Raw genomic sequence first — 15,690 nt, forward strand, 5'->3', positions numbered from 1 at the left:
TCAGGAGGGCGTCCAGGTCGTTCGTCACACAATGATCTTCGACGCCCTCCGTCCATGTCCGGACAACGCCGGGACTTCGGACTTACTCGTCTAGGGCGGGAACAAACCACTCGCCAGGGGCGTTTTGGGAGCGTAACGGCAGTTCTGGCATACTGAACGGTCGTTGCGTCTGCTCAGGTGAGCAGACCTCCCGCCTAGTCGGTTCCGGTTCACGCTCGTCGCGAATTCGCGTCGGCGACCCGGCGGCCACATCTCGAGAGGACATCCATGAAGGCAGGAATTCACCCGGCGTATGTCGACACCACGGTCGTCTGTGGTTGCGGCAACACCTTCCAGACTCGCAGCACCAAGGAGTCGGGACACATCACCGTCGAGGTCTGCTCGCAGTGCCACCCGTTCTACACCGGCAAGCAGAAGATCCTCGACACCGGTGGCCGCGTGGCCCGCTTCGAGGCCCGCTACGGCAAGCGTGCCGGCAAGAAGGCCGACGCCAAGTAGCTTCCTCGCCGACGCCCGGTCCTGCTGCGCAGGCCGGGCGTCGGTGTTTTTGTATGGACAGGTACCCAGGAGAAGGAAGCACCGTGACGCAACCGTCCGCCATCGATGATGTTCTGGCCGAGTACGCCGGCTTGGAGACGCAGCTGGCCGATCCGTCGCTGCACAACGATGCGGGCGCCGCGCGCCGGGTCGGCAAGCGGTTCGCCGAGCTGGCTCCGGTCATGGCCACGTACCGCAAGCTGGAGGCCGCGCGCGACGATCTGTCCGCCGCCGGAGAACTCGCCGCCGACGATGCCGCCTTCGCCGCCGAGATCCCCGGCCTGGAACGACAGGTCCAGGAACTGGAACAGGCCCTCGCCGACCTGCTCGCCCCACGCGACCCGCACGACGGCGACGACGTCGTGCTCGAGGTGAAGTCCGGGGAGGGTGGCGAGGAGTCCGCGTTGTTCGCCGCCGACCTGGCCCGCATGTACGTGCGCTACGCCGAGCGTCACGGCTGGAAGGTCGAGATTCTCGACGCCACGCTCTCCGATCTGGGCGGCTACAAAGAGGCCACGTTGTCGATCAAGAGCCGGGACGCCGCGCGCGACGGCGTGTGGTCGCGATTCAAATTCGAAGGCGGTGTGCACCGTGTGCAGCGCGTCCCGGTGACCGAATCGCAGGGACGCATCCACACGTCGGCGGCGGGCGTGCTGATCTACCCGGAGCCCGACGAAATCGAAGAGGTGCAGATCGACGAGTCCGATCTGCGGATCGACGTCTATCGCTCCTCCGGCAAGGGCGGTCAGGGCGTCAACACCACCGACTCCGCGGTCCGCATCACCCATCTGCCCTCCGGCATCGTGGTCACCTGCCAGAACGAGCGGTCCCAGCTGCAGAACAAGGCCCGCGCCATGCAGGTGCTCGCGGCCCGGCTGCAAGCACTGGCCGAGGAGCAGGCCGACCAAGAGGCGGCCGCGGGCCGGGCGAGCCAGATCCGCACCGTGGACCGCTCCGAGCGGATTCGCACCTACAACTTCCCGGAGAACCGGATCACCGACCATCGCATCGGCTTCAAGGCGCACAACCTGGACGCGGTGCTCGACGGCGACCTCGACGCGTTGCTGGATGCCCTGGGTAAGGCGGATCGCGAAGCGCGTATGGCGGCGGAATGATCCCGCTTCGGGCAGAGTCGATGCCATGTCTACCACCCGAGTCGCGCTGCGCCCCGCCATCAACGACGCCATCGAGACATTGCGGACCGCCGGGGTGCACAGTCCGCAGGCCGACGCCGAGCACTTGGCGGCGCACGTCCTCGGCGTGGAACGGACCAGGCTGGCGCTGACCCCGCTGGTGCCGCCGGGCAAGCTGGCCGAGTATCGGGAGCTGGTCGATCGCCGTGCGCAGCGGATTCCGTTGCAGCACTTGACCGGAACGGCCGTGATGGGTGCGCTCGACCTCGCCGTGGGACCCGGCGTCTTCGTGCCGCGCCCCGAGACCGAGCTGCTGTTCGCATGGGCGCTGGCCCAGCTGGAGGCCCTGCCGCACGATCACGCCCCGATCGTCGTCGACCTGTGCACCGGATCGGGCGCGCTCGCCCTCGCCATCGCGCACGCGCGCCCCGACGCCGACGTGCACGCGATCGAGCTCGATCCGGAGGCGCTGGTCTGGGCGCGCCGCAACGCCGACGACCGCATCGCGGCGGGTGACACACCGATCACGCTCTACGCCGACGACGCCACCGACCCCACGCTGCTCACCGACCTCGACGGCCGCGTGGACGTGGTGGTCTCCAACCCGCCCTATATCCCGGAGGGCGCCCGCCTCGACCCCGAGGTGGCCGAGCACGACCCGCCGATCGCCCTGTTCGGCGGCTCGGACGGTTTGTCGGTCATCCGCGGCATGATCCCGAACATCACCCGCCTGCTGCGCCCAGGCGGCGGCGTCGCCATCGAACACGACGACACCAACGGCTCAGCCCTGGCCGCACTGCTGGCAGAGCACGGGCAGTTCACCGACATCGTCGAACACCCCGACCTCGCAGGGAAACCACGCTTCGTCGCCGCCATCCGGTCCTGACCTCACGCCCCTGCGCGGGCCGACACCAACGTGACGACTGATTTCGTGAGTACATGGGTAACTCGTCGGGCACGCCCAGAACTTGCTCGGCACCTGACGCAGGACCTGAACGCGAGCCCTACGGCACCTACTAGTACGGCCTGAATACGCGGAGAGGCGGACTGCCGTGACAGGATGGTGCCGTGAGTACCGTCTACGACTGCGCGGACCCCGACTCGCGCGCCGCCGGACTGTCCGCAGCCACCAGCGCTCTGAAATCCGGACGGCTGGTCGTGCTGCCCACCGACACCCTGTACGGCTTGGCCGCCGACGCGTTCGATTCCACCGCGGTGAGCTCGCTGCTCGCGGCCAAGCGCCGGGGCAGAGACATGCCGGTGCCGGTGCTCGTCGGATCCTGGCACACCATCGACGGCCTGGTGTTCTCGGTGCGGCCGCAAGCGCGCGAACTGATCCGGGCGTTCTGGCCCGGTGGCCTGAGTCTGGTTGTGCAGCAAGCGCCTTCGCTGGCCTGGGATCTCGGTGACACGCGCGGGACGGTGATGCTGCGGATGCCGCTGCACCCGGTCGCGCTCGAGCTGTTGCGTGAGGTCGGCCCGCTGGCGGTGTCCAGCGCCAACGTGTCCGGACAGCCACCGGCCAAGACCGCGGCCGAGGCCAAGGACCAGCTCGGCGAGCTGGTCGGCGTGTATCTCGACGGCGGTCCCGCCGAGCACGCGGTCGCCTCCACCATCGTCGACCTGACCGCCGACCAACCGCGCATCCTGCGCGCGGGCGCGGTGCCCGTCGCCGACATCGCCGAGGTGCTCGGCATGTCGCCGGAGGCGCTCGGTGGCGCCGCGCAGCGGCTCGGATGATGGGTTCGAGCGCTGTCGTTCCCTTGCGCGAGCTGCTCGTCGTGCTGCTCATCTCCGCTGTGGTGACCTTCCTGGCCACCGGCGGGGTGCGCGTGCTGGCGATCGGCTTCGGCGCGGTCGCCGTGCCGCGCGACCGGGACGTGCACGTCAAGCCGATTCCACGGATGGGCGGCGTCGGCATGTACATCGGCGTGGTCACCGCGGTGCTGTTCGCGCACCAGCTGCCCGCGCTGCGGAGCGGATTCGACTACAAACCCAATATCCCGATCGCCGTACTGGTGGCGAGCACGCTGATCGTGGCGGTCGGCATCGTCGACGACCGGTGGGGACTCGACGCGCTCACCAAGTTCGCCGGACAGGTGACGGCGGCGGGCGTGATGGCCGTCATGGGGCTGGGTTGGTACGTCATCTACAACCCGTTCAGCAACACCACGGTGGTGCTGGACGGGTTGCAAGGCGGCTTGGTCACAGTCGCGGTCACCGTCACCCTGGTGAACGCCATGAACTTCGTCGACGGTCTGGACGGTCTCGCCGCGGGCCTGGGCTTGATCGCCGCGCTGGCCGTTTTCGTGTTCTGCGTGGGATTGATGAACGAACAGGGCGGCTCGGTCGACACCTACCCGCCCGCGCTGCTCGCCGCCGCGCTGGCGGGCGGATGCCTCGGATTTCTGCCGCACAATTTCCAGCCCGCGCGCATATTCATGGGCGACTCCGGCTCGATGCTGATCGGACTGATGCTGGCCGCGGTGTCCACCGGTGCATCCGGTCGAATCCCGTTGCAGGGATACGGGCCGCGCGACATCGTCGGCCTGCTTTCCCCGCTGTTGCTGGTCGGCGCGGTGATGTTCATTCCGGTGCTGGACCTGTTGCTCGCCATCGTGCGCCGGGTTCGCGCGGGCGTGAGTTTCTCGACGCCGGACAAAATGCACTTGCATCATCGCTTGCTGCAGATCGGCCATTCCCACCGGCGCGTCGTGCTGCTCATCTATTTGTGGGTCGGTGTGCTCGCGTTCGGCGCGGTGGGCACCTCGCTGATGGACCGCAGGCTGGTTGTCCTGATGATGGCGGGCGGGCTGGTTTTCGCGTTGGTGATCACCGCGATTCCGGGGCTGCGGCGCAGGGACCCCGCGGGGGACGGATCGGCGTCGGGGTAAAGTCGGCGGCTGTGATCGAACCTGTCCCCGGCCCCGACGCGCCGCTGCGGTCCGCTCTGCGCTACGGCCTGATCGGCTTGGGCGTGCTGGTGGTCCTCGCGGTCGGACTTGGCGCCGCCGTCTCCGGAATGCCGGGCGTGTGGGGCGCGCTGCTGGGCGCCGCGATCGGCGGGGGCTTTATTCTCACCACCGCGGCCGTCGTGCTGTTCGGCGCGAAATTGCCTCCGACCACCGCCGGTCTGGTCATGCTGGTGAGCTGGGTGGGCAAGATGCTCGTGGCGCTGGTCGTCATCGCGATCCTCAACCAGTTCGATTTCTACGACCGGGTCGTCCTGTTCCTCACCGTCGTCGGAGCCTTGGTCATCGTGCTCGGCGCGGAGACGTACGGCGTTCTGCGCCAGAAGGTCCCATACGTGACGACCACCGACACGGAAGCGTCTGATACCCGCGAGTAACAAAAAACGCACACCCCCTACATGCTGTCGTAGATCACTTGGTAAAGTGTTGGTAAGCAAGCGACCAAGTGAGGGGTCACCCGCTGGATCCCCCACAAAGGCAGCTATGCTTACTGCCGTGCCGGGCTCCGAGGGGTGTTCCGGTTCTGCATGTCGACGATGTCGCCGACACACGTACAGACGCCGGGTGGAGTCCAAACCGCCGCACAGCTGCTGACGAACTTCGAGCCGACCTGAGTCGACCCAAATTGATCGTCAATGTCCGATCGAACCGCGGGAATGACCGTACCCGCGGCCCGAACACGGGAGAGAACGCTGAGCGTCACCACTCTGGCGGCCGAGTTCCATGCGCCGTCGCTTACCGACTTCTTCCCTCCAGCTGTGCTGTTCGAGGGAACGCCGTTCGAACTCGATCGATTGATGCTGATCCGCATGCTGATGTCGGCCGTTCTGGTCGCCGTGATGCTGCTGGCGTTCCGTTCGCCGAAGATCGTGCCGCGCGGTCTGCAGAATGTCGCCGAAATCGGCCTGGTCTTCGTCAAGGAGCAGATCTGCGAAGAGGTGCTGGGCAAGGAGTCGGGACGCAGATTCTTCCCGTTGATCGCGACGATCTTCTTCACGGTCCTCTTTCTGAACTTCTCCGGCATCATTCCGGGGTTGAACATCTCGTCGAATGCTCGAATCGGCATGCCGCTGACGCTGGCCGTCATCGCGTACCTGGCGTTCAACTACGTCGGTATCAAGAAGTACGGATTCCTCACCTACATGCGCAGCAGCATCGTCGTTCCGAATGTTCCCCCCGCACTCCACGTGCTGCTGATTCCGATCGAGTTCGTCTCCACCTTCATCCTGCGTCCGTTCACGCTGACCGTCCGACTCATGGCCAACATGCTGGCCGGTCACATCATGCTGGTGCTGTTCTTCAGCGCCACCTGGTTCTTCCTGTTCGACGCCGCTTCATGGATGAAGGTGTTCTCGCCGTTCTCGCTGCTCGCGGGACTCGGATTCACGCTGTTCGAGATGTTGGTCATCTTCCTGCAGGCCTATGTGTTTGCGCTGCTGACCGCCGTTTACATCGGGCTCGCACAGCACGCGGCCGACCACTGACCTGACCGACACAACTACCGGAAACCTGCTACACCACGCCGACCGGCGGGTGAGCAACAGAAAGGGAATGGAAGACTCATGAGCCTCGCTTACCTGGCCCAGGAAGCCGCGACGACCGAGAGCACGTTCAAGGGTTTGGGCGCTGTCGGCTACGGTCTCGCCGCGATCGGCCCTGGCATCGGCGTCGGCATCGTCGTCGGCAAGGCCATCGAGGGCATCGCGCGTCAGCCTGAGCTGCAGGGCACCATCCGCACCAACATGTTCCTCGGTATCGCGTTCACCGAGGCGCTCGCCCTCATCGGTCTCGTCGCCGGCTTCATTTTCTGATTCCGATGTACGAGTCAGTTTTGCTCGCGGCGGCGGAGGGAGAGGAAGTGAATCCTCTCGTCCCCGAAACGTACGACATCGTCTGGTCGATCGTCTGCGTCATCATCATCGCGGCCCTGTTCTACAAGTACGTGGTTCCGCGCCTGATGAAGACGCTCGATGAGCGTTCGGACAAGATCGAAGGCGGCATCGCTCGCGCGGAAGCCGCGCAGGAAGAAGCTCAGCTCACCCTGCAGCAGTACCAGCAGCAGCTGGCCGAGGCCCGGCTCGAGGCCGCCCGTATCCGGGAGGACGCGCGCACCCAGGGCCAGGAGATCCTCGCCCAGATGCGCGCCGAGGCCCAGGCCGAAAGCGACCGCATCGTCGCGGCGGGCCACACCCAGCTGGAAGCCCAGCGCCAGCAGATCCTCACCGAGCTCCGCTCCGAAGTCGGCCGCACGGCCGTCGACCTGGCCGAGAAGATCATCGGACAGTCGGTGTCGGACGAGGCCAAGCAGGCGGCGTCGATCGAGCGGTTCCTCGACGAGCTCGACGAGTCGGACGCAGGCATCGGGGTCGGAAGGTAACGACGCGAAAGTGAGAAGCATGTACGCAGCGAGCCGCGAGGCAAGCGCCCGGTCCCGGGAGGCGCTTCGGGCCGCTCTGACCGGAAGCGATACGGCTGCGGCCACGACGGGTTCGGAACTGTTCGCCGTTGTCGCCGTGCTGGACGACCAGCGTTCGCTGCGTGTGGCGCTCGCGGACGTGTCGGTGCCGGGTTCCGTGCGCGCGGAACTCTGCGAGCGGGTCTTCGGCGGCAAGGTCAGCGCTGCCACGCTGGCGGTGCTGACCACCGCGGTGGCCCAGGACTGGTCGCGCACCTCGAACCTGGTCGACACCCTGGTGCTGCTCGGCCAAGAGGCGTTGCTGGAGTCGGCGGCGCAGCGCGGCCGGCTCGACGCGGTCGAGGACGAGCTGTTCCGGCTCGGCCGGATCATCGCCGACAACCCCGAGCTGGAGCAGGCTCTGTCGGATCGGGCGAAGCCGGCGTCGGCCAAGCGCGAGCTGGTCGCCCGCCTGCTCTCGGACAAGACCGAGCCGATCACCCTGACCCTGGCGGAGCAGGTGGTGGCCAGGCAGCGGACGAGCATCGGCGCGGCCTTCGACGAGCTGTCCGACCTGGCAGCGGGTCGTCGTGAGCAGATCGTCGCGCACGTGCGCGCCGCGATCACGCTCACCGAGCAGCAGCGGGACCGGCTGGCCGGCTCGCTCGGCCGTATCTACGGCAAGGCGATCACGGTGCACGTCCAGGTCGACCCGACTTTGCTGAGCGGGCTCGTCGTGCGCGTCGGTGACGACGTGATCGACGGCAGCGCCCTCGGCCGACTGGAAAAGCTGCGCCGGGCCCTGACCTAGCGCGCTCACCACCACCCCCGACATTCCAGACCCAGACAGCGAGAGCAGGAAGAACATGGCGGAGCTGACGATCTCCTCCGACGAGATCCGTAGCGCGATCGAGAGCTACACCCAGAGCTACACCCCCGAGACCTCCATCGAAGAAGTCGGCGTGGTCACCGACGCCAGCGACGGCATCGCGCACGTCAGCGGCCTGCCTTCGGCGATGGCCAACGAGCTGCTCGAGTTCCCCGGTGGCGTGCTCGGCGTGGCGCTGAACCTCGAGGACCGTGAGATCGGTGCGGTCATCCTCGGCGAGTTCGCCGAAATCGAGGAAGGTCACGAGGTCCGCCGGACCGGTGACGTGCTCTCGGTCCCGGTCGGCGACAAGTTCCTCGGCCGCGTGGTGAACCCGCTCGGTCAGCCGATCGACGGTCTCGGCGAGATCGAGTCCGAGGAGCAGCGCGTGCTGGAGCTGCAGGCCGCGACCGTGCTGGAGCGTCAGCCGGTCGAAGAGCCGCTGGCCACCGGCATCACCGCCATCGACGCGCTGACCGCGATCGGCCGTGGCCAGCGCCAGCTGATCATCGGCGACCGCAAGACCGGCAAGACCGCGGTCTGCATCGACGCGATCCTCAACCAGAAGGCCAACTGGGAGACCGGCGATCCCAAGAAGCAGGTGCGCTGCATCTACGTCGCCATCGGCCAGAAGGGTTCCACCATCGCGGGCGTCAAGGCCGCGCTGGAGCAGCACGGCGCGCTGGAGTACACCACCATCGTCGCGGCCCCGGCCTCGGACTCCGCCGGCTTCAAGTGGCTGGCGCCCTACACCGGTTCGGCCATCGGCCAGCACTGGATGTACCAGGGCAAGCACGTGCTGATCGTGTTCGACGACCTGACCAAGCAGGCCGAGGCCTACCGCGCCATCTCGCTGCTGCTGCGTCGCCCGCCGGGCCGCGAGGCGTACCCCGGTGACGTCTTCTACCTGCACTCCCGTCTGCTGGAGCGTTGCGCCAAGCTGTCCGACGAGATGGGCGCCGGCTCGATGACCGGTCTGCCGATCATCGAGACCAAGGCCAACGACATCTCGGCGTTCATTCCGACCAACGTCATCTCCATCACCGACGGCCAGGTCTTCCTCGAGTCCGACCTGTTCAACAAGGGTGTCCGCCCGGCGATCAACGTCGGTACCTCGGTCTCCCGCGTCGGTGGCGCCGCCCAGACCAAGGGCATGAAGAAGGTCGCCGGTTCGCTGCGTCTGGAAATGGCCCAGTACCGCGAGCTGGAGGCGTTCTCCGCCTTCGCCTCCGACCTCGACGCCGCGTCGCTGGCGCAGCTCGAGCGTGGCGCCCGCTGGGTCGAGCTGCTCAAGCAGGACCAGTACTCGCCGGTGCCGGTCGAAGACCAGATCGTTTCGATCTACCTGGTCGACGGCGGCTACTACGACTCGGTTCCGGTCGCCGACATCCGCCGCTTCAACGTGGAGCTGCTGGAAGACCTGCACCGCACCGCCGCGGACGCCTTCAAGGCCATCGCGGGCGGCAAGGTGCTCGATGGCGACGCGGCCGAGGCGATCAAGACGGCCACCGACAAGTTCAAGCAGGGCTTCCTCGCCGCCGACGGCAGCCGTGTGGTGAACGAGGCCGAAGCGGGCGAGCTCGACCACGAAGAGGTCGAGTCGCTGTCGGTGACGCGCAAGCACGTCGAGAAGTAATCGAGCCTGCCATGCGCTATTCGATTCGTGCGAATGAAGGGAGTGTGAACCGCTGATGGCAAGTTTGCGTGAATTGCGCTCCCGCATTCGTGGTGTGAATTCGATCAAGAAGATCACCAAGGCCCAAGAGCTGATCGCGACCTCGCGCATCTCCAAGGCCCAGGCCAGGGTCGCGGCCGCGAAGCCGTACGCCGAGGAGATCACCAAGGTCCTCAGCGAGCTGGCGAGCGCGTCGAAGAACCTGTCGCACCCGCTGCTGACCGAGCGCCCCAACCCGCGTCGTGCGGCGGTGCTGGTGATCACCAGTGACAGCGGTATGTGCGGTGGTTACAACTCGAACGTGCTCAAGCGCGCCGAAGAGCTGATGACCACCCTGCGCGACGAGGGCAAGGAACCGGTGCTCTACGTCATGGGCAACAAGGGCCTGACGTACTACACCTTCCGCAACCGCCCATTCGTGTCCGCATGGACCGGGTTCTCGCAGCAGCCGAAGTACACCGATGCCTCGGCCGCCTGCCACCACCTGGTGGATGCGTTCATGGCCGGGTCCGACGGCGAGGTTCCGCATCCGCGCGGAACGGGCGACATCGCCGGGGTGGATGAACTGCACATCGTCTACACCCGCTTCGTGTCGATGCTGACCCAGACCCCGGAGGTACGCCGGTTGGCGCCCATCCAGGTGAGCTTCGTCGACGAGAACTTCGACCTGGGCGAGGACATCGTGTCGGATTCGCCGACCGCGGAAGTCCACGCGCAGTACGAATTCGAGCCCGACGCCGATGTGCTGCTGGCGGCGCTGCTGCCGAAGTACATCAACACGCGCATCTACGCGTCGTTGCTCGAGGCAGCGGCATCCGAGTCCGCGGCTCGGCGCACCGCAATGAAGGCCGCCACCGACAACGCCAACGAACTCGCGAACGTGCTTCAGCGGGAGGCGAACTCGGTGCGTCAGGCCCAGATCACGCAGGAAATCAGCGAAATCGTCGGCGGCGTGAACGCGCTGGCGGCGAGCGCTGATCGCGACTAAGCGCCGCGGCCCGAGGGCCGCCCATCGACACGGAGAGAACCAACACCAATGACCGCAGCTGTCACTCGAGAAGACACGAGCCGGACCGGCGCCGCCACGGGCCGCGTCGTCCGGGTCATCGGCCCCGTCGTGGACGTCGAATTCCCGCGCGGAGCCATCCCCGAACTGTTCAACGCGCTGCACGCCGAGATCGCCCTGACCTCGGTGGCCAAGACCCTGACCCTCGAGGTCGCCCAGCACCTCGGCGACAACATCGTGCGCACCATCTCGATGCAGCCGACCGACGGCCTGGTCCGCGGCGCCACCGTCACCGACACCGGCAAGCCGATCTCGGTGCCGGTCGGCGACGTGGTCAAGGGCCACGTCTTCAACGCGCTCGGCGACTGCCTGGACACCCCGGGCCTCGGCCGCGAGGGCGAGCAGTGGGGCATCCACCGCAAGCCGCCGTCGTTCGACCAGCTCGAGGGCAAGACCGAGATCCTGGAGACGGGCATCAAGGTCATCGACCTGCTCACCCCGTACGTGAAGGGTGGCAAGATCGGCCTGTTCGGTGGCGCCGGTGTCGGCAAGACCGTTCTGATCCAGGAGATGATCACCCGTATCGCGCGGGAGTTCTCCGGTACCTCCGTGTTCGCCGGCGTCGGTGAGCGCACCCGTGAGGGCACCGACCTCCGCCTGGAGATGGAAGAGATGGGCGTCCTCCAGGACACCGCCCTCGTCTTCGGCCAGATGGACGAGCCCCCGGGCACCCGTATGCGCGTCGCCCTCTCGGCCCTGACCATGGCCGAGTACTTCCGCGACGTGCAGCACCAGGACGTGCTGCTGTTCATCGACAACATCTTCCGGTTCACCCAGGCCGGTTCCGAGGTCTCCACCCTGCTCGGCCGCATGCCTTCGGCCGTCGGTTACCAGCCGACCCTGGCCGATGAGATGGGTGAGCTGCAGGAGCGCATCACCTCGACCCGCGGTCGGTCCATCACCTCGCTGCAGGCCATCTACGTGCCTGCCGACGACTACACCGACCCGGCGCCCGCCACCACCTTCGCCCACTTGGACGCGACGACCGAGCTTTCCCGCCCGATCTCGCAGAAGGGCATCTACCCCGCCGTCGACCCGCTGACCTCGACCTCCCGCATCCTGGAGGCCTCGATCGTCGGTGACCGGCACTTCGCGGTGGCCAACGAGGTGAAGCGGATCCTGCAGAAGTACAAGGAGCTGCAGGACATCATCGCCATCCTCGGTATGGACGAGCTCTCCGAAGAGGACAAGGTCCTCGTCGGCCGCGCCCGTCGTCTGGAGAAGTTCCTGGGCCAGAACTTCATCGTGGCCGAGAAGTTCACCGGCCAGGTGGGTTCGGTCGTGCCGCTGGAGCAGACCATCGACGACTTCGACCGGGTCTGCAAGGGCGAGTTCGACCACTTCCCGGAGCAGGCGTTCAACAGCTGTGGTGGTCTGGATGACGTCGAGGCGGCCGCGAAGAAGATCGCCGGAAAGTAGTCACCCATGGCGACTGAGTCCATTAACAACATGTCGGTCGATCTCGTCGCGGTCGAACGACTGCTCTGGTCCGGCCAGGCGTCGTTCGTCAGCGCGCAGACCACCGAGGGCCAGATCGGCATCATGCCGGGGCACGAGCCGCTGCTCGGCCAGCTGGTCGAGGGCGGCACTGTGAACATCGTGTCCAGCGAGGGCGAGCGCATCGTCGCCGCGGTGCACGGTGGCTTCTTCTCGGTGACCGCGAACTCGGTTCGGGTACTGGCCGAGTCGGCGGAGTTCGCCGACGAGGTGGATGTCGAGGCGGCCCGCCGGGTGCTGGCCGACTCGGAGGCCAGTGAAGAGCAGCAGAAGGCGGCTCAGGCCCGGGTGCGCGCGGTCGAGCAGACCTCGAACGCGTAGCAACAACCTGTCATCGAGGAACGACGGCTGTCGGCGGTGAAGACACTCTTCACCGCCGACAGCGTGTTTTGTAGGCGAGTCGGACACGGCCGGGCCATTTGTAAATTCAGGGCCGTGGTTGAATGACCGCACGCGGTGTGAACATCAGGCTCGGAGGCGCAAGCCTGCGCAACCACGAAGAGCCGGCGAACACCGCCAATCGAATACCGTGTCGACGACACGGCGGCGGAGCGAAGGGACGAACGGCATTGCAAACCGGGATGGTTCTGCTGATCATTCTGGTGCTCGTGCTCGTGTTCCTCGCGCTGGCCTCGACCTATCGCCTGATCATGTTGCGCCGCGGCGGAACAGCCGCGATTCTGCGCGTTCTCCCTGCCCGCGGTGGTCAGGGTTGGCGGCACGGATTGATCCGGTACGACGAGGACCGGCTCGTCTTCTTCAAGCTCACCAGCCTCAAACTGGGCCCGGATTCCATGATTCGGCGTCAAGGCATCGAGATCGGTGATCGCCGCGGTCCGCGCGGTGACGAATACGACATCATGACCGACGACATCGCGGTGATCGCGGTGTCGGACCGGACCGGCGGCTTCGAGTTGGCGCTCGATCGCGACTCGTTGACCGCCTTTCTTTCCTGGGTGGAGTCCCGCCCTTCAGACCGCACCCGGCGGATGCCAGGTCTGTAGATCACATGAGCGGCTGCCTCGGGTCTTCGCTGGACCTGACCGGGCTGGGGGCGGACTTCACTCGGCCGCGCCCATTAGGGTTGTGCTGTGAGTATTCACTTGACGCGGATCTATACCCGGACCGGCGATGACGGGACCACGGGACTGAGCGACTTCTCCCGGGTCGCCAAAAACGATCCGCGCCTGGTCGCGTACGCCGACTGCGATGAGACGAACGCGGCCATCGGCGTGGCGATCGCGCTCGGGCAGCCGGATGAGATGATGCTCGCGGTGCTGCGGCAAATTCAGAACGATCTGTTCGACGCCGGCGCCGACCTCTCCACACCCGTGGTCGCGGAGCCGAAGTACCCGCCGCTGCGCGTCACCCAGCCCTACGTCGACCGGCTCGAAGCGTGGTGCGATGAGTTCAATGCCGAACTGCCGGCTTTGAACTCGTTCATCCTGCCCGGTGGTACGCCGCTGGCGGCCCTGCTGCATACCGCCCGCACCGTTGCCCGCCGCGCGGAACGCTCCGCGTGGGCCGCGATCGAGGCGTATCCGGAGGACACCGACGTCTTGCCCGCCAAGTACCTCAATCGGCTATCCGACCTGCTGTTCATCCTGAGCCGGGTGGCCAATCCCGGCGGCGATATCCTGTGGAAGCCCGGCGGGGACCTGCCGAGCGCCTGATCGCGTCGGCGAGAACATGCGAGTACGCGAGTAACCACGGGGTATGCCGGGAACACGACGCCGACCACGCCGTCGGCCGCGCAAAACCTAGCTCGCGGCACTCGCTGGTACGGCAAAGACGGCCAGAGGCGAGGGTAGTCGCGCAGAGGCGGCACCGTAGTTGGCCGCCGCAACTATCCTTGCACCAACAGTGCGCCGAATACGCGGAGAGGCGGCATGGAACGGTTTTTGGTTACCGGCGGAAATAGACTCGTCGGTGAGGTCACGGTGGGGGGCGCCAAGAACAGCGTCCTCAAGCTGATGGCCGCTGCGTTGCTGGCCGAGGGCACCACCACGATCTCGAACTGCCCGGACATCCTCGACGTGCCACTGATGGCCGATGTACTGCGCGGCCTCGGCTGTGACGTGACCATCGACGGCCGGGTGGTCACCATCACCACGCCCGCCGAGCCGAAGTACCACGCCGACTTCCCCGCGGTCACCCAGTTCCGTGCGTCGGTGTGTGTGCTCGGTCCGCTGATGGCTCGATGCAAGCGTGCGGTCGTCGCACTGCCCGGCGGTGACGCGATCGGCTCACGTCCGCTCGATATGCATCAGGCCGGTCTGCGTCTGCTCGGCGCGACCAGCGAGATCGAGCACGGCTGCGTGGTCGCGCGGGCCGACGAGCTTCAAGGCGCCCGGATCCGTCTGGACTTTCCTTCCGTCGGCGCGACCGAGAACATCCTCATGGCGGCGGTGCTCGCCCAGGGGGAGACGGTGATCGACAACGCCGCGCGCGAGCCGGACATCGTCGACCTGTGCAACATGCTCGTCCGGATGGGCGCGCGGATCAGCGGGGCGGGCACCTCGGTGCTCACCATCCAGGGCGTCGAGCGGCTCTCGCCCACCACCCACCGCGTCATCGGCGACCGCATAGTGGCCGCGACCTGGGGGATCGCCGCCGCGATGACCCTTGGGGACATCCGCGTCACCGGAGTGAACCCCAAGCACCTGTCCCTGGTGCTGGACAAGTTGCGTTCCGCGGGTGCGCGGATCTCGTTCGAGCAGGACGGCTTCCGCGTGGTGCAGGCCGAGCGCCCGCGCGCGGTGAACTTCTCGACCCTGCCGTTCCCCGGCTTCCCGACCGACCTGCAGCCGATGGCCATCGGGCTCGCGTCCATCGCGGACGGGACATCGATGATCACCGAGAACATCTTCGAAGCGCGCTTCCGCTTCGTGGAGGAGATGATCCGGCTCGGTGCCGACGCCCGCACCGACGGGCACCACGCCGTGGTGCGCGGCATTCCGAGGTTGTCGAGTGCCCCGGTGTGGTCGTCCGATATTCGAGCGGGCGCCGGATTGGTCCTCGCGGGTTTGGTCGCCGATGGGACCACCGAAGTGCACGACGTCTTCCACATCGATCGCGGTTATCCGAATTTCGTCGAGCAGCTGCAGGCACTGGGAGGCGATGTAGTGCGCGTCGGCGCCGCGGATTGATCGCCGATTCGATCCCGGTTGTCCGCGACCTCCGAACGTTTCCGCGAAAACGCTTCCTGACCAGGGGATTTGACATCGTGCACGCCGACACGTAACTTTGTCCAAGTCAGAGCGACACGGACACCGACCCGGAGCCCAGGAGCTGAGCGGAAACGCTGAGCGAGAGGCGAGGGAAACGAGGTAGGACGAGGAGCGCCTGGCGGTCACACTAGCTCGAACGAGAATCTCGTTTGCAACGTGGTTCGAGGCTGAGCTAAGCTGGAAAAGTTGCTTCACCGATCGAACGGCTCAAACCGGGCGATGGTGTGTGCGTGTGTTCTTTGAGAACTCAATAGTGTGTCGATGAATGTCAGTGCCAAATATTTTTTGGTTCCGGCTCTTCACTCCCCGTGTGGGGG

The 15,690-nt window shown here is 66.4% G+C and carries 17 protein-coding genes; all 17 read left to right on the forward strand.

Annotated features, from left to right (window positions below):
• Window positions 1-267: 267 nt before the first annotated feature.
• Window positions 268-498, forward strand: a complete 231-nt coding sequence (gene rpmE, locus AB0M45_RS33305; protein WP_011207583.1) for a 50S ribosomal protein L31 — start codon at window positions 268-270, stop codon at window positions 496-498.
• 53 nt (window positions 499-551) lie between these two features.
• Window positions 552-1,652 carry a peptide chain release factor 1 gene (gene prfA, locus AB0M45_RS33310; RefSeq protein WP_364337377.1) on the forward strand — a complete coding sequence of 367 codons (1,101 nt, stop codon included), beginning with the start codon at window positions 552-554 and terminating at the stop codon, window positions 1,650-1,652.
• 25 nt (window positions 1,653-1,677) lie between these two features.
• Window positions 1,678-2,556, forward strand: coding sequence for a peptide chain release factor N(5)-glutamine methyltransferase (prmC, locus tag AB0M45_RS33315; RefSeq protein WP_364337379.1), 879 nt, complete (start codon window positions 1,678-1,680; stop codon window positions 2,554-2,556).
• Between the two features lie 182 nt (window positions 2,557-2,738).
• Window positions 2,739-3,410 carry an L-threonylcarbamoyladenylate synthase gene (locus AB0M45_RS33320; protein WP_364337381.1) on the forward strand — a complete coding sequence of 224 codons (672 nt, stop codon included), beginning with the start codon at window positions 2,739-2,741 and terminating at the stop codon, window positions 3,408-3,410.
• Window positions 3,407-4,564: an MraY family glycosyltransferase gene (locus tag AB0M45_RS33325; RefSeq protein ID WP_364337383.1), complete on the forward strand. Its 1,158-nt coding sequence runs from the start codon at window positions 3,407-3,409 to the stop codon at window positions 4,562-4,564. The genes AB0M45_RS33320 and AB0M45_RS33325 overlap by 4 nt, the downstream gene beginning before the upstream one ends.
• 11 nt (window positions 4,565-4,575) lie before the next feature.
• The gene (locus AB0M45_RS33330; RefSeq protein WP_364337385.1) at window positions 4,576-5,019 is read left to right on the forward strand and encodes a hypothetical protein; all 444 of its coding nucleotides are present in this window, start codon (window positions 4,576-4,578) and stop codon (window positions 5,017-5,019) included.
• Window positions 5,020-5,277: 258 nt separating this feature from the next.
• Window positions 5,278-6,126 carry a F0F1 ATP synthase subunit A gene (gene atpB / locus AB0M45_RS33335; protein WP_364337387.1) on the forward strand — a complete coding sequence of 283 codons (849 nt, stop codon included), beginning with the start codon at window positions 5,278-5,280 and terminating at the stop codon, window positions 6,124-6,126.
• A gap of 78 nt (window positions 6,127-6,204) precedes the next feature.
• Window positions 6,205-6,453, forward strand: a complete 249-nt coding sequence (locus tag AB0M45_RS33340) for an ATP synthase F0 subunit C (protein WP_067479047.1) — start codon at window positions 6,205-6,207, stop codon at window positions 6,451-6,453.
• Between the two features lie 5 nt (window positions 6,454-6,458).
• A complete protein-coding gene (locus AB0M45_RS33345; RefSeq protein ID WP_330232728.1) occupies window positions 6,459-7,019 on the forward strand; it encodes a F0F1 ATP synthase subunit B in 561 nt (186 codons plus the stop codon).
• 19 nt (window positions 7,020-7,038) lie between these two features.
• Window positions 7,039-7,848 carry a F0F1 ATP synthase subunit delta gene (locus AB0M45_RS33350; protein ID WP_364337390.1) on the forward strand — a complete coding sequence of 270 codons (810 nt, stop codon included), beginning with the start codon at window positions 7,039-7,041 and terminating at the stop codon, window positions 7,846-7,848.
• A gap of 55 nt (window positions 7,849-7,903) precedes the next feature.
• Window positions 7,904-9,541, forward strand: a complete 1,638-nt coding sequence (gene atpA, locus AB0M45_RS33355) for a F0F1 ATP synthase subunit alpha (RefSeq protein ID WP_364337392.1) — start codon at window positions 7,904-7,906, stop codon at window positions 9,539-9,541.
• A gap of 55 nt (window positions 9,542-9,596) precedes the next feature.
• On the forward strand, window positions 9,597-10,568 hold the full coding sequence (locus AB0M45_RS33360) for a F0F1 ATP synthase subunit gamma (RefSeq protein WP_364337394.1): 972 nt from the start codon (window positions 9,597-9,599) through the stop codon (window positions 10,566-10,568).
• A gap of 48 nt (window positions 10,569-10,616) precedes the next feature.
• Window positions 10,617-12,065 carry a F0F1 ATP synthase subunit beta gene (atpD, locus tag AB0M45_RS33365; RefSeq protein ID WP_364337396.1) on the forward strand — a complete coding sequence of 483 codons (1,449 nt, stop codon included), beginning with the start codon at window positions 10,617-10,619 and terminating at the stop codon, window positions 12,063-12,065.
• Between the two features lie 21 nt (window positions 12,066-12,086).
• Window positions 12,087-12,464 (forward strand): F0F1 ATP synthase subunit epsilon, encoded by a 378-nt coding sequence (locus AB0M45_RS33370; RefSeq protein WP_364337404.1) that lies wholly within the window; start codon window positions 12,087-12,089, stop codon window positions 12,462-12,464.
• 260 nt (window positions 12,465-12,724) lie between these two features.
• Window positions 12,725-13,147 carry a DUF2550 domain-containing protein gene (locus AB0M45_RS33375; protein WP_364337398.1) on the forward strand — a complete coding sequence of 141 codons (423 nt, stop codon included), beginning with the start codon at window positions 12,725-12,727 and terminating at the stop codon, window positions 13,145-13,147.
• Window positions 13,148-13,234: 87 nt separating this feature from the next.
• Entirely contained in the window at window positions 13,235-13,816 is a 582-nt protein-coding gene (locus tag AB0M45_RS33380; RefSeq protein WP_364337400.1) for a cob(I)yrinic acid a,c-diamide adenosyltransferase, read from the forward strand.
• A gap of 216 nt (window positions 13,817-14,032) precedes the next feature.
• A complete protein-coding gene (gene murA / locus AB0M45_RS33385; protein WP_364337402.1) occupies window positions 14,033-15,292 on the forward strand; it encodes a UDP-N-acetylglucosamine 1-carboxyvinyltransferase in 1,260 nt (419 codons plus the stop codon).
• Window positions 15,293-15,690: the final 398 nt, after the last annotated feature.

Source organism: Nocardia sp. NPDC051787 (assembly GCF_040681325.1).
In the GTDB taxonomy this organism is placed as follows: Bacteria; Actinomycetota; Actinomycetes; order Mycobacteriales; family Mycobacteriaceae; genus Nocardia.